This window comes from Streptomyces sporangiiformans, assembly GCF_005768555.2.
GTDB lineage: Bacteria > Actinomycetota > Actinomycetes > Streptomycetales > Streptomycetaceae > Streptomyces > Streptomyces sporangiiformans.
On the sequence record NZ_VCHX02000047.1, the window covers coordinates 70,485 to 82,371 of the forward strand.

At 69.4% G+C, this 11,887-nt stretch carries 9 protein-coding genes; 1 reads left to right on the top strand and 8 read right to left on the bottom strand.

The features are described 5' to 3' along the window. Nucleotides 1–41: 41 nt before the first annotated feature. The 8 genes from FGD71_RS04185 to FGD71_RS04220 all read right to left on the bottom strand — a co-directional run bounded on the left by FGD71_RS04185 (nucleotide 42) and on the right by FGD71_RS04220 (nucleotide 10,328). A complete protein-coding gene (locus FGD71_RS04185) occupies nucleotides 42–1,193 on the bottom strand; it encodes an L-dopachrome tautomerase-related protein (protein ID WP_119099005.1) in 1,152 nt (383 codons plus the stop codon). Between the two features lie 52 nt (nucleotides 1,194–1,245). Beyond that, complete coding sequence (locus FGD71_RS04190) at nucleotides 1,246–1,794, bottom strand: nuclear transport factor 2 family protein (protein ID WP_119099006.1); 549 nt, start codon at nucleotides 1,792–1,794, stop codon at nucleotides 1,246–1,248. 49 nt (nucleotides 1,795–1,843) lie between these two features. Continuing rightward, nucleotides 1,844–2,656, bottom strand: coding sequence for an oxidoreductase (locus FGD71_RS04195; RefSeq protein WP_119099007.1), 813 nt, complete (start codon nucleotides 2,654–2,656; stop codon nucleotides 1,844–1,846). 421 nt (nucleotides 2,657–3,077) lie between these two features. After that, nucleotides 3,078–4,424 carry an ABC transporter substrate-binding protein gene (locus FGD71_RS04200; protein WP_119099008.1) on the bottom strand — a complete coding sequence of 449 codons (1,347 nt, stop codon included), beginning with the start codon at nucleotides 4,422–4,424 and terminating at the stop codon, nucleotides 3,078–3,080. A gap of 100 nt (nucleotides 4,425–4,524) precedes the next feature. Then, nucleotides 4,525–5,841: a sugar ABC transporter permease gene (locus FGD71_RS04205; protein WP_420878232.1), complete on the bottom strand. Its 1,317-nt coding sequence runs from the start codon at nucleotides 5,839–5,841 to the stop codon at nucleotides 4,525–4,527. Beyond that, on the bottom strand, nucleotides 5,832–6,611 hold the full coding sequence (locus tag FGD71_RS04210; RefSeq protein WP_181359116.1) for an ATP-binding cassette domain-containing protein: 780 nt from the start codon (nucleotides 6,609–6,611) through the stop codon (nucleotides 5,832–5,834). The genes FGD71_RS04205 and FGD71_RS04210 overlap by 10 nt, the downstream gene beginning before the upstream one ends. 43 nt (nucleotides 6,612–6,654) lie before the next feature. Next, the gene (locus FGD71_RS04215; RefSeq protein WP_119099010.1) at nucleotides 6,655–7,695 is read right to left on the bottom strand and encodes a sugar ABC transporter substrate-binding protein; all 1,041 of its coding nucleotides are present in this window, start codon (nucleotides 7,693–7,695) and stop codon (nucleotides 6,655–6,657) included. 98 nt (nucleotides 7,696–7,793) lie between these two features. Further along, nucleotides 7,794–10,328 carry a SpoIIE family protein phosphatase gene (locus FGD71_RS04220; protein ID WP_119099011.1) on the bottom strand — a complete coding sequence of 845 codons (2,535 nt, stop codon included), beginning with the start codon at nucleotides 10,326–10,328 and terminating at the stop codon, nucleotides 7,794–7,796. 362 nt (nucleotides 10,329–10,690) lie between these two features. Between FGD71_RS04220 and FGD71_RS04225 the strand changes: the two genes are divergently transcribed. Beyond that, nucleotides 10,691–11,764 (top strand): lytic polysaccharide monooxygenase auxiliary activity family 9 protein, encoded by a 1,074-nt coding sequence (locus FGD71_RS04225; RefSeq protein ID WP_119099012.1) that lies wholly within the window; start codon nucleotides 10,691–10,693, stop codon nucleotides 11,762–11,764. Nucleotides 11,765–11,887 lie beyond the last annotated feature (123 nt).

Below are 11,887 nucleotides of genomic sequence, written 5' to 3' on the forward strand. Positions count from 1 at the left end.
ACCGGCCAGATCCCACGCTCTCAGCGTGCTGGGCGGTGAGGTCATACGAGCCTGACCGGCCCGGCGTCGATGGGCAGGCGGACCAGGAGATAGGGCTTGCGGCGCAGGTCCTTGCCCTCGTGGAAGGGCGACAGCCGGTTGAGCTGGTTGGCGATGGCGTACAGGTGCCGGTCCGAGGCGACGGACAAGGTGTCGACCCAGAGCAGGTCGCTCCCCTGGGCGAGGGTCCGGTAGGTGCCGTTCGGGCTCCTGCGCCAGAGGGAGTTGTGTTCCAGGTCGCCGCCGTAGAGCCGCCCCTTGTCGTCGCTCTCCAGGCCGTCGGCCATCGGCTTGAACCCGAGGTCCTCGACCGTCGCCGCCACCTCGGCGTCCGTGGCGTCCGGGTCGGCGAGGGCGTCGGTGGACACGCTGTGCAGTCGGCGGCTGGACAGCGGGCAGAAGTAGAGGCGCGTGCCGTCGGCGCTGAGAGCGATGCCATCGGAGCCGGTCTCGTAGTACGTGGGCTCACCGCCCGCGGGGCGGACCATGAAGGGCTCGCCCTCAATGACCGGAAGGAACTGCTCGTCCGGGAGCGCCGAGGGATGCCCGGCCAGTCGCCGCCAGGAGCGGCCCGTGGCGAGGTCGACCACGATCACCCCGTTCGAGCCGCCCGAGTCGGTGATGAACGCCATGCCCTCGGCGCCGCGCCGCAGGTCGAAGCGCACGTCGTTGGGGTAGCTGTTCGCCGGCACCACCTCGGGCGGGAAGAGGATCTTCCGTACGATCCGGTCGGTGCGCAGGTCGACCGCCACGAGCTTCGGACCGCCGTAGGAGGACCCGGCGAACAGCGGGCTTCCGGTGTCGAGGACCCACAGCCGGTCGGCCGGGTCGACGACGACGCTCTGCACCGACTGGAAGTGCCCGGCCAGGTCGGAGGCGTCCTCGCGGTTCACCTCGGCATCGGGGTAGGCCACCGGCTTGCCGCCCCGCAGTTCGGCGACGGTGAACGGGACGTCGTCGCCCCAGCGGGGAAAGTTGACGAAGACCCGGCCGCGGCGCGAGACAGTGACACCCGTCGGCATCGCGCCCCAGAAGCGGGCAACGACCTCGTATTTTTTGGCTGTTGAACCGGATGCGGAGGCGGAGGTGGGCCCGGCGAGTTGAGTGGCGGCCAGCGACGCGGTGGTCGCTGTAAGGAACGTACGTCGTTTCATCCGAGCGTCTCCTGCTTGGTCAAGTTTCCGGAAGGCGCGGCGAGTTGCCGCATCATCTCGGCGCGTGGGGGGATCGGCCGGAACAGGTCCGCCGGGCTGCCGGCCGGGTCAGCGGGACCACGCGGCGGTCCCCGAAGGTGACCATCGCGTGCACGGGCGCGGCGCTGGCGCGCATGAGCGCCGCGACGCCCCGGCGGCCCTGCCTGCGGGCGAGCTCCGACCCCGCGCTGATCATCAGAGCGGTGAGGGCCGGCATCGGACGCCCGAAGAGCGTGATCTCCTTGATGCGTGCCTCGTCGTCGAGCCGCAGCAGTTGCGCCTCCTCGAACGGCTGGGCTCCCACCCGCGCCCGGTAGAACAGCGAGTACGCGTCGCCCTCGCCGGTCTGAGTGTGGAAGCGGATGTCCTGAACGGCCGTGAACGCCGAGGTCAGGAAATCGCCCAGCTGGGCAGGTCCCTCGAAGCGGAACTGCTCGGTGAGCGGCGAGCTGAGCACGACGTCCCGGCTCAGGCACGCGACCGCGGCGTCGACGTCACCGCGTTCTGAGGCGGCGCGCCAGCTCGCGACGGTAGCGGCGCCGGAGTGCAGGGTCTCGGACATGGGTCTCTCCCGGTATCAACGGCGCGATGGGGTTTGCGGGTGACGGGGGTCAGCCGGCCAGCTTGTTCATCGTGCGGATCTGCTTGTCCAAGACCCAGGCAGGAACAAAGCGGAGCAGGCGCGCGCGTCCGGCCATGGGGCCGGCGGCATAGCGCAGCTTCGGCTTCGCGTCGGTCGCTGCCGCGACGATCGCCTTGGCGACCACGGCGGGGTCGTCACCGCCCTTGATCGCCTCCGCCATCAGGCGGTCGAAGACGTGCCGCTGGTCCGCGTAGACCTGCAGGGACATGTCGGGCTTCGCGCTGTTGGCCTCGAACCCGGTGTTGGTGTAGGCGGGTTCGACGAGAAGCGACCGGACGCCGTACTGCCGCACCTCGTGGTCCAGGGACTGGGAGTAGCCCTCGATCGCGTGCTTGGACGCGCCGTAGACGGCCATGTAGGGAGCGGGGATGAACCCCTGTACGGACGAGAGGTTGATGATGCGCCCGCGTCCCCGGGCGCGCATGTGCGGCAGGACTTCCTTCACCATGCGCATGACCCCGAAGACGTTGATGTCGAAGACGCCCTGGGCCTGCGCGACGGAGGTTTCCTCGGCCGCACCTATCGAGCCGATGCCGGCGTTGTTGACCAGGACGTCGATCCGCCCGAACCGCTCGATCACCTGCTGGACCGCGGCGGTGACCGACTTGTCACTGACCACGTCGAGGTCGAAGAACGTCACACCCTGGAGCGAGGCGACGCGTGAGGTGTCCCGGCCTGTACCGGCCACCTCGAAACCCGCCGCGACCAGCGCGAGCGCGGCTTCCTTGCCGATCCCGGAGGACGCACCCGTCACCAGTGCCACCGGCCGATTTGTCGTCATCACGCACTCCCGAACTCATCTGGGAAACCGATCGGTTTCGCCTCACCTCACTGTAAACTGATCGGTTTCCTGACGCAAGCTCAAGCAGGGAACTGATCGGCCGCGTCACCGGCCGGCTTCAGGTTGAGCTGACCGGCGCCCGTCAACATGGCGGCACGGGCTGGATGAGCAGGCAGGGGAGACGCGGGAGCGTCCTCCCCGCGCTGCGATCGCCGAGTTCGCGCTCACCGGCCCCCGTCCAAAACGGACGCCACTCATCCACAACTCAGCCCACTCCGCCTGCAGCACGACCTCTTGCAACACGGGGAACGTAAGTCGAGGGCTGCGCCTCAGGCAGAACACAGGGTTCCCGCAGCGGATCGGTGCAGGTCCACCGATGGCCGATGTGGAGGACCTGATCAGCGGGCTGGCCAGACGCGACTCACTCGCCGCGGTACTTCGCCGCAGCCGCCTGGGCGAGTTCCTGCGACTTCTGCAGGGCCGTGTCCACCGACTGTCGGCCGGCGATGGCCGCGCTGATCTCCTGGGAGACCTTGTCGCCGAGGCCTGCGTACTCGGGGATGCCCACGAATCCGATACCGGTGTAGGGGCGGGGACCGACACCCGGGTTCTCCGGGTCGGCGGACTGTGTCTCCGCTGCGTACTCCTGCCGGTACCAGGCCGCGGCTGCCATCTGGTAGTCGGGGTTGGCGTAGAGCGACTTCCGGCTTCCGGCGGGCGCCGCGATCCAGCCGAGTTCCGTCCCGACCTGCTGCTGGTACTCCTTGGAGGAGGCCCAGGAGATGAACTTCCAGGCGGCGTCCTTGTTCGTGCCGGCGTCCTGGATGCCCCATGCCCAGGTCCACAGCCAGCCGGCCGTCTCGGTCTTGTCGTGCGGCGCCGGCACATAGCCGACCGTGCCCTTGACGACCGAGCCGTCGGCCTCGATCGACGAAGCCAGGGAGGTGGCGTCGTACATCATGGCGCACCTGCCCGTCAGGAAGGTTTCGAGGATCTCCAAAACGCCCATCCGGTGGGCGTCGGGCTGGCCGTACGAGCGGACCAGGTCGACGTAGAACGCCACTGCCTCCTTGAACGCCGGCGAGGTGAGCTGGGCGTTCCACTTCATGTCGTACCAGGCGCCGCCGAAGGTGTTGACGACGGTGTTGAGGGGGGTCAGGTTCTGGCCCCATCCGGGCATACCGCGCAGACAGATGCCGCTCACACCGTCGGTGCCGTCGATCTTGGCCGCCAGCGCAGCGACCTGGTCCCAGGTGGGCTTCTGCGGCATGGTCAGCCCGGCCCTCCTGAAAAGGTCCTTGCGGTACATCAGGAAGGAACCCTCACCGTAGAAGGGCTCGGCGTAGAGCTTGCCGTCGGCCGTCAGCGACGTGACCAGATGGGGGAAGATGTCGTCCTGGTCGAAGGACTCGTCCTCCACAAAGGCGCTCGTCGGCGTGAGCCAGCCGTTCTTCGCGAAGATCGGCACTTCGTACGGGCTGACGCTCGCCACGTCGTAGTGTCCGGCCTGGCTCGCGAATTCGCGGTTGACGGCGGCCCGCGCCTCGTTCTCCGGCAGGAGCGTGTAACGGACCGTGATGCCGGTCTCCGCCGTGAAGTGCTCCTTCGTGAGCCGTCTCAGGTTCTGCATCTGGGACGCGTCCGTGGTGAGCACATTGATGCTCTGCGCCCCGCCGGATGAAGAATCGGTGCCGACGCAGCCGGAGAGCGCCAGCCCTGTGGCGGCTGCGAGGCTCACGGTCACATGGAAGAGGCGCCTGTGGTACATGGGACTCCGCTGGCTACGGCGTTCGGGCCCGTGGTTATATCTCCGTCTTTATTTCGTAACGGGTAGTTAATGTGGAGTGTACCGAAATAAGGGTGATCGCTCAGGCTCGGCCGCGCGTCGCCGAGGAGCGCCGGGAGAGCGCGTCGGCGGCGACGGCGGCCAGCAACACGGCACCGGTGATGATGAACTGGACGGCGTCCCGGACCCCCAGAAGCGCCATGCCCGAGGCGATTGACTGGATGACCAGCACGCCGAGCAGCGCGGACCAGGTCGAGCCGCGCCCGCCGAACAGGCTGGTGCCCCCGATGACAGCCGCGGCGATGGCGTTGATCAGCAGCATGCCGGAGCCGGCGGCGCGGGCCGTCGTCGGGCTCGCCGAGGTGAGTTCCGAAGCTACGAACAGACCGCCGATCGCGGCCAGTGTCCCCGACACCATGAACATCGCGATCCGAACCCGGACCACACCGACACCGGCGCGCAGCGCCGCCTCGACGCCGCCGCCGAGCGCGTACACCCGCCGCCCGTAGCGGGTCCGGCGCAGGATGTAGTCCGAGACGACGATGACCACCAGGAAGATCAGAAGGGCCAGCGGCAGGCCCTGGAACTGGTTGAGCGTGTAGGCGGCGGCGAAGGTGACCACCGCCAGTAGGCCTGTGCGCAACCAGAGCTCGCCCAGCGGCCGGTACGGCATGCCGGTGGCCTTGCGGCGGCTCCTGCTCCGGGCGGCGACCAGGAGGTAGCCGGCCGTGCCGAGCGCCGCCAGACCGTACGCGGCTGCGGGGTCTTCGAAGTAGTTACTGGTCAGGGACGCGACCATGCCCTCCTCGTCGATGTTGATGGTGCCGCTCGCGCCCAGCAGGTAGAGCGTCAGACCGTTCCAGGCCAGTAGCCCCGCGAGGGTGACCACGAACGAGGGCACGCCGATCCAGGCGAAGAAGGCCCCGTGGACGGCTCCCACCGCCATTCCCGAGACCACCGCCACAATGACGGCGAGCCACTCCGGCGCACCGAGGTTCACGTTGAGCACGGCGAACGCGGCCCCTGCCAGGCCGCTGACGGAACCGACCGACAGGTCGATCTCGCCGATCAGCAGCACGAAGACGATGCCCACGGCGACCACGCCGGTACCGACGATGTCCACGCTGAGGTTGGACAGGTTGCGCGGCGAGAGGAAATTGTCGTCGAGTGCCTGGAAGACGGCCCCGATGACGACAAGGCCGAGGGCGACCAGGATCGGGCCGCCTTCGGCGCCGCGCAGTCTGTCGCGGACCGTTTCGGCGTATCTCCCGACGTTCATGCTCCGCCCGCGGGTGCGCGGAGGTCGACCCGGTGAGGCGGACCCGGTCCGGGCGGCGTCGCCCGTCCCGGTGGAGCGGGAATCCCGGGACGCACCCCTTTCGCTCCCGCTCACGGCCATGCCCCCTCGGTGCCCGGCGTGCGGTGGGCCACTGCGTTGTCCGCCGCGCCGGTGATGGAGGAGATGATCTGTTCCTGGGATGTGGTGTTCACGTCGAAGAGGCCGTTGTTGCGGCCGAGGCGCAGGACGGCGACGCGGTCCGCGATGGCCTTGATGTCCCCCATGTTGTGACTGATGAGGAGTACGGCGAGGCCGCGGTCGCGCAGCTCCTCGACGAGGTCGAGGAGGTGGCTGGTCTGCTCGACGCCCAGGGAGGCGGTGGGTTCGTCGAGGAGGAGGACCTTGGGTGCGCCCATGAGCGAGTGGGAGAGCGCGACGGCCTGCCGCTGTCCTCCGGACAGTGTGGCGACAGGCGTCCGCACATCGGGGATGGGGATGGCCAGCGTGCGCATCAGCTCCCGGGCGCGGCGCTCCATCTCCACCTCGTCGAGGATGCCGAGCCGGTCGATCTCACGGCCCAGGAACAGATTGCCGACGACGTCGAGGTTGTCGCACATCGCGAGGTCCTGGTAGACGGTCGCGATGCCCAGCGCCTGGGCGTCGTGGGGGCGCTTGATGTGGACGGCCCGGCCCTCCCACTCGATGACACCCCTGTCGGCCGGCCCGACGCCCGAGATCACCTTGATGAGGGTGGACTTGCCGGCGCCGTTGTCGCCCACCAGCGCGACCACCTCGCCGGCCCGGACGTGCAGATCGACATCCATGAGCGCCTGCACACCGCCGAACCGCTTGGAGATGCCTCGCAACGCCAGCACGGGCGGATACGCCACGGGGACCACCTCCCTTACTGGACTCCCCTCACTGGGGCTCGCCTTACGGGGTGAGCCCGGCCTCGTCACAGGCGGGCCGGAGCTTCGGGGTGCAGATCTCGTCGATCGTGTACACGCCGTCCCTGACCAGGGTCTCCTCGATGTTGTCGACCGTCACAGCGATCGGGGTGAGCAGGACGGCCGGGATGTCGTCGTCGGTGGCGTTGTCCACCGTCGTCGTGGTGATGGAGCCGACGTCGTTGCCGCGCCCCAGGGCGATGGCCATGGCGGCGGCCGAGTCGGCCTCCGTCGTGAAGGGTTTGTACACGGTCATGTACTGCTCCCCCTTGACGATGCGGCGCACGGCATTGAGGTCGGCGTCCTGCCCGGTCACGGGAGGCAGCGGGGTGACCCGGGCGCTCTTGAGCGCGGAGATCACGCCGGTGGCGATGGTGTCGTTGGCCGCCAGGACGCCGTCGATCCGCTGCGGGCCCAGGGCGGAGATGGCGGCGGACATGTTGTCGTGGGCGTTCTCCGCTCGCCACCCCAGGGTGGTGTACGACTTGCCGATCTTCACCTTGTTCTCGAGGACGGACATCGCCCCGTCGCGGTACCAAGCCGCGTTGGGACTGGCCGGATCGCCGTTCAGCATGACGATCTGGCCGTCGTCCGCCTTGTCGCCCATGGCCGTGAGGAGAGCCTCGCCCTGGAGCCGGCCGACCTGCGCACCGTCGAAGCTGACAAAGCTCGAGATCGGGCCCTCGGCGAGCCGGTCGTAGGAGACGACCGGGACACCCTCATCGCGTGCGTCTTGGATCGAGGAGCGCAGCGCCTTGGTGTCGGCGGCGTCGACGATCAGGACCTCGACTCCTTTGGTGATCATGGAGTTCATCTGTTGCCGCTGGTTTCCCGCGTCGTTCTCGGCGTTGGCGTACTCCAGGCGGCAGTCGGGGCACAGCTCCTTCACTCTCTTCTCGATCAGGGGCTTGTCCGAGTGCTCCCACCGGGGGACCGCACGGCTCGGAAGCAGCAGGCCGACGGTGAAGCCGCCATCGCTCTCCCCGCTCCCGCCGTTGTCTCCGCAGCCGGCCAAGGAGAGGGCCATGAGCCCCGCGACGGCGGCGGCGACGGCGTTCCACCTACGGGTACTACGGGTCCTACGGGTACTACGGGTTCTACGGGGCTTACTGGTGCTATGGATCGTCATGTCCGTCCCCCTTGTTCTGTCCGCGCACCGGCCTCCGCGAGACCGCGGTCGATCGCCGGCACGAGGATCTCGCTCCACACCTGCTTGCCCGCGCCGACCGGTACGGAGCCCCAGGACGCCGACATCGCCTCGACCAGGAGGAGGCCCCGGCCGCCGGTCGACTCCCAGTCCACGATCACCGGCTTGGCGGGCGCACGTGGCGAGGAATCGGTCACGGCGACCCGCACTCGGTCCGCGGCGAGGATGAGGTCGACGCGGACCGCGCCCTGGGTGTGCACCAGGGCGTTGGTGACCAGTTCGGAGACGACCAGCAGTATGGTGTCGGCCGCGTCCGCGACCTGCCAGGAGCGCAGGGTGCGCGCGGTGAACCGGCGCGCGTGCATGACGGCGTCGGGCAGCCGCCACACCACCCAGCCGGCCCGTGTCGGCCGGACCTGCATCCCGTCGTACCGCAGCAGCAGCAGTGCCACGTCGTCCTCACGACGACCGTCGTCGCCGAGGATCGCGTCGGCCATCCGGCCGGGGTCCGTGGGATCGGCCGCGCCGAGCGCTTCGCGTGTGCGGCGCATGCCCTCGTCCAGATGCAGGGCGGCGGACTCGACCAGGCCATCGGTCACCATGGCGAGGACGGTGCCCGGAGCCAGCGCGACCGCGGTCATGGGGTACTCCGCGTCCGCGAGTATGCCCAGCGGGAGACCGCCCTCGACCGGGACCTCCTCCGTGCTTCCGTCCGGATGCCTGGCCAGCGGCGAGAGGTGCCCGGCCCGGACGAACCAGGCATTGCCCTCCTCCATGTCCAGCTCGACATAGCAGCACGTGGCGAACAGGTCGGTCTCCATACCGACCAGCAGACGGTTGGCACGCGAGACGACCACGTCGGGCGGATGCCCCTCCACGGCGTAGGCCCTGACCGCGGTGCGCATCTGGCCCATGATGGTCGCGGCACCGGCGCTGTGCCCCTGCACATCGCCGATGACCAGTGCCACCCGCCCCTCGGAGAGCGCGATGACGTCGTACCAGTCACCGCCCACCTGCAACCCGCGTTTGGCGGGCAGATAGCGGGCGGCGGCGATCCCGCCGGGCAACTCGGGGAGACGGCGCGGCAGCAGACTGCGCTGCAGCATCGTGGCAAGCTCCTGCTCGGCGTCGTGCACGTGCGCGCGCATCAGGGCCTGCCCGACCAGTCCCGCGGTCGCCGTGAGCAGGGAGCGCTCTTCGGGGACGAACTCGTGCGGCTCGTCCCAGCCCACCAGGCACACCCCGGCGACTCGGCTCTTGGCCAGGAGCGGCAGGACGGCCAGCCCTCCCGGTCCGACGCCCGCGAGCGCGGGTTCGAGCGTGGCTTCGGCGGGCCACAGGCCCATGCGTCCCTCCCGCAGAGCCGACTGCAGCGTGGGCAGGGACTCGACCGGTGCGTCGGGCCACTCCGAACGCCACTCGGCACGCCATGCGTCCGGCCAGGCGCGGGGCTGCGGCGGATCCAGCACGGTGACCGTCAGCCGGTCTTCCTGCAACTCCGCGAGCGCGACCCGGTCGGCACCCAAGGGCTCGCGCAGGGCGGCGACGACCACCTGGCTGACGTCACGGACCGTCGTGGCGTCGTCGAGCGCGGCGGTCAGCCACTGGATCTTGGAGACGTCATCGGCACTCTGCCGCAGCGCGGAGGCCGCGGTCATCACGCCCAGCACCTGCTCCGCCCCGTCGCCGGTGCCCTTCAGCACCCGGCAGCTCAGGCGCAGCCAGCGCTGCTCACCGGTGGGGCGGCGGATGCGGAACTCCAGTTCCCGGCGTTCGGATGCCTGTGTGGACGGCTCCACGACCGACATCAGCGCGGGCAGGTCCTCCGGGACGGTGTGCGCGAGCAGGGTGTCGACCTTGCCGTCGAAGTCGTCCGGGGCGATGCCGACCAGTTCGAGCACGACCGCGTCCGCCTCGATCAGACCGGTGTCCGGGACCAGGAGGAACGAGCCGACGCGCATTCTGAGCAGGGCAGGGCCCAGCAGCGGCGAGGGCGCGGACCGGTCGGCCCCGGCCTTGAACACGTCGGCGACCGCTTCGGCGTACCGCTCCAGGAAGCCCTGCTGCTCGGTTCCGAAGTCGTCCGCGGTGTCCCCCACGACGACGAGGCAGCCCAGCCGCCTGCCATCCACTCTGAGGGGCATCACACCGAGCGACACCCCGCGCCGCAGTGCCGCCGCGCCGCCCTCGTGGTACGAGGCGAGCGCCGTGGGACCCAGCCACAGGGGCCGGCCGGCCCGGAAGGCGTCGGCCATGGGGGAGCGACCGGACACGGGGCTGCGCTCCGGCAGCCCGTACCGGGCGGGGGCGTCTCCGGCCGTTTCGACCAGCCGCAGGTCTTCGCTCTCTTCGTCCGGCGTGTAGACCGCCGCCAGCGCCGCCCCGGCGAACGCCAGGACCCGCTCGCTCGCGGTGTCCTCAGGCGTCGGAAGAGGCGAACCGGTGCCCTCCGCCCCTGCTCCGTACGTCCTCAGCCCCGAGAGTCCGGCCTGGGCACCGCCGTAGTGGGGCATGTCCGCATCTACCTCCCGTCCGTGCACCGGTGCCACCGGTGGAGGCCCCCGGAACACAGGCGGCGCCGGCCCCGGCGCCGGTTCACGCCGCTCAGGAGGCGGGGCACCCCACACCAGAATCGCATACATGGACAAAGCCGACAGATGCATCAGGGGTGGTTACGTACTCGCACCCGCGCCAGGCGTTTACAGCGGTTGCCGTGCGCGCTAGCTTCACAAGAGGGAGGTGGGAGCGCTCCCACATGAGGGTGGACCGGAACCCGCCCCCGGGTTCGCTCCCGCCTCACACCTACGCGTACGCATCCATGCGTGCACATCACCTGCGCACGTTCCTTCAGGTCGTACACCAAGGAGCTATTGTCATGCGCGTGACAAAAACGCGATTAAGGCTGCTGCCCGCACGTCACAGAGCCCTCCTCCTCGTCCTGCTCGCCCTCGTCACGACGATCCCGGCGCTCGGTCTGGTCGTCACGGCCGGCGGCGAGGCCGAGGCGCACGGCACGCCCATGAAGCCGGGCAGCCGCACCTTCCTGTGCTGGCAGGACGGACTGACCGACACCGGTGAGATCAAGCCCGTCAACCCGGCCTGCAAGGCGGCGCAGCAGGTCAGCGGCACAACGCCGTTCTACAACTGGTTCTCCGTGCTCCGCTCGGACGGTGCCGGACGCACCCGCGGCTTCGTGCCCGACGGCGAGCTGTGCAGCGGCGGCAACACCAACTTCACCGGGTTCAACACGCCCAGCAAGGATTGGCCGCTCACCCACCTCACCTCGGGAGCGACCGTCGACTTCTCGTACAACGCGTGGGCGGCGCACCCGGGTTGGTTCTATGTGTACATCACCAAGGACGGCTTCGACCCGACCAAGACGCTCACCTGGAACGACATGGAGGAGCGGCCGTTCCTGAGCGTCGACCACCCGCCGCTGAACGGCAGCCCGGGCACGGTCGAGGCCAACTACTCCTGGCGGGGCAAGCTGCCCGACAACAAGTCGGGCCGCCACATCGTCTACATGGTCTGGCAGCGCTCCGACAGCCAGGAGACCTTCTACTCCTGCTCGGACGTCGTCTTCGACGGCGGCAACGGCGAGGTGACCGGCGTCAAGGAGCCGGGCAACCCCACCGATCCCGTACCGGGCCAGTGCTCCGCGACCCGGCGCACGACGGGCAGCTGGTCCGGCGGCTACCAGTCCGAGGTGACCGTCACCAACACCGGAAACGTGCCGATGCTCGGCTGGATGGTCGACTGGAACCTGCCGAGCGGGCAGCGGCTCGACAGCCTCTGGAGCGGCACCGCGACCACCCAGGGGCAGAACGTGATGGTGCACAACGCGAACTGGAACGGCTCGCTGGAGCCAGGCCGGAGCACGACCTTCGGATACGTCGTCTCCGGCTCGGGCGGTGATCCGTCGACCAGCCTTGCGTGCAGGGTCGGCTGATCTTCGGGTGCGGGTGCGGGTGCGGGTGCGGGTGGGCGGGGGAGGGTTTTCCTTCCCCAAGCCCACCCCTTCCCGAAACTGGGGGCTTCGCCCCCAGGCCCCCAGGCCCCCGCGGTTGTGTTT

What these genes read in the sequence shown, in the direction of transcription:
- FGD71_RS04220 (WP_119099011.1), bottom strand. Translation starts at nt 10,328, where the DNA reads ATGCCCCACTACGGCGGTGCCCAGGCCGGACTCTCGGGGCTGAGGACG.
- FGD71_RS04215 (WP_119099010.1), bottom strand. Translation starts at nt 7,695, where the DNA reads ATGGCCCTCTCCTTGGCCGGCTGCGGAGACAACGGCGGGAGCGGGGAG.
- FGD71_RS04190 (WP_119099006.1), bottom strand. Translation starts at nt 1,794, where the DNA reads ATGTCCGAGACCCTGCACTCCGGCGCCGCTACCGTCGCGAGCTGGCGC.
- FGD71_RS04225 (WP_119099012.1), top strand. Translation starts at nt 10,691, where the DNA reads ATGCGCGTGACAAAAACGCGATTAAGGCTGCTGCCCGCACGTCACAGA.
- FGD71_RS04205 (WP_420878232.1), bottom strand. Translation starts at nt 5,841, where the DNA reads ATGGCCGTGAGCGGGAGCGAAAGGGGTGCGTCCCGGGATTCCCGCTCC.
- FGD71_RS04200 (WP_119099008.1), bottom strand. Translation starts at nt 4,424, where the DNA reads ATGTACCACAGGCGCCTCTTCCATGTGACCGTGAGCCTCGCAGCCGCC.
- FGD71_RS04185 (WP_119099005.1), bottom strand. Translation starts at nt 1,193, where the DNA reads ATGAAACGACGTACGTTCCTTACAGCGACCACCGCGTCGCTGGCCGCC.
- FGD71_RS04195 (WP_119099007.1), bottom strand. Translation starts at nt 2,656, where the DNA reads ATGACGACAAATCGGCCGGTGGCACTGGTGACGGGTGCGTCCTCCGGG.